This window comes from Nocardioides ginkgobilobae, assembly GCF_054781275.1.
In genome coordinates, this window is the sequence record NZ_BAAGUS010000050.1 from 1 (window position 1) to 1,262 (window position 1,262).

Genomic DNA, 1,262 nt, shown 5'->3' on the forward strand with positions numbered 1-1,262 from the left:
TGACGGCGGATTCAGGGGGCGGTCGCAACACCGGCTGTCTGGTTGTCGGCGAGCAACTTAGCGAAGACCTCGGCGGGGGTGTAGAAGCCGAGTCGTTTGCGGGGGCGGTCGTTGAGTTGCTTGGCGATGGCCTGCAGGTCGTCGTGGGTGTGGACTGAGAGGTCGGTGCCCTTGGGCATGTACTCGCGCAGCAGACCGTTGGTGTTCTCGTTGCTGGGACGCTGCTGGGGGCTGTAGGGGTCGGCGAAGTAGACGTCGATGCCGGTGGCCGCGGTGATGTCCTTGTGGCGGGCCATCTCGCTGCCGCGGTCCCAGGTCAGGGTCTTGGCGAACCACTTGGGGAGCTGGGACATCTCGGCCGACACCGCGGCCGCGACCTTGTCGGCGGCCCAGCCGTCGGGCAGGTGGATGAGGGTCACGAAGCCGGAGTGGCGTTCCACGATGGTCCCGACCGCAGAGTTCGACGCCAGCGATCCCTTGATCAGGTCGCCTTCGTGGTGGCCCGGAATGAGTCGTCCCTCGACTTCGTCGGGGCGCTCGTGGATCGAGACGGCGTCCTTGATGCCGCGTGTGCGGGGGCCGCGCTGTCCTCGGGGTCGGCGGGTGGTGCGGCCGCTGCGCAGCTCGGCTTTGAGTTCGCGGGTCAGCTCACCGCGGGGGTAGACGAACAGCGATTGGTAGATCGTCTCGTGGCTGATGCGCATGGACTCATCGTCGGGGAAGAGCACCCGCAGGCGCCCAGCGATCTGCTCTGGGGAGAGGCGCTGCTTGAGCAGGTAGCGCACCCACGCGCGTAGTCGCGGGTTGGCAGCGATCTTGGAGCACTTGGGTCGCCGCTGGCGGATCCAGGCCTGGGTGTGGGCGCGATGGGGCAGGTAGTGCCCGCTCTTCGGGTCTCGGTTTCGGAGCAGTTCTCGACTGATGGTCGACGGGGCGCGGCGCAGGTGGCGAGCGATCCCGCGCACCGACCACCCCAGGTCATGCAGCCGAGCAATCTCGCGCCGTTCGTCTTCGGATAGGTATCGGCTGTCGTACTCGGCCGCCGCAGGTCTGGGCACGCCACCGAGCCTGACCTGGATGCGGTACACCGTCCGCGTGCACACGCCGGCACGCTCGGCGATGAGCGCACGCTTCTCACCGCGCCGCAGTAGGGAGTGGATCAGGTCTAGCTGGTCATCAGAGATCGTCGGGTTCCGTGCCCACATGTCGCATCCCCTTGGGGGTAGGGGGTGTTGCGACATTCCTTTGACCTCACCGACCCG

1 protein-coding gene is annotated in these 1,262 nt (G+C 67.2%); it reads right to left on the bottom strand.

From position 1 onward, the window contains the following. Positions 1 to 11: 11 nt before the first annotated feature. On the bottom strand, positions 12 to 1,205 hold the full coding sequence (locus tag ACYVID_RS18140; RefSeq protein ID WP_460739473.1) for an IS30 family transposase: 1,194 nt from the start codon (positions 1,203 to 1,205) through the stop codon (positions 12 to 14). Between the last annotated feature and the right edge of the window lie 57 nt (positions 1,206 to 1,262).

Coding starts and splice junctions, on each gene's coding strand:
- ACYVID_RS18140 (WP_460739473.1), bottom strand. CDS start 1,205: ATGTGGGCACGGAACCCGACGATCTCTGATGACCAGCTAGACCTGATC.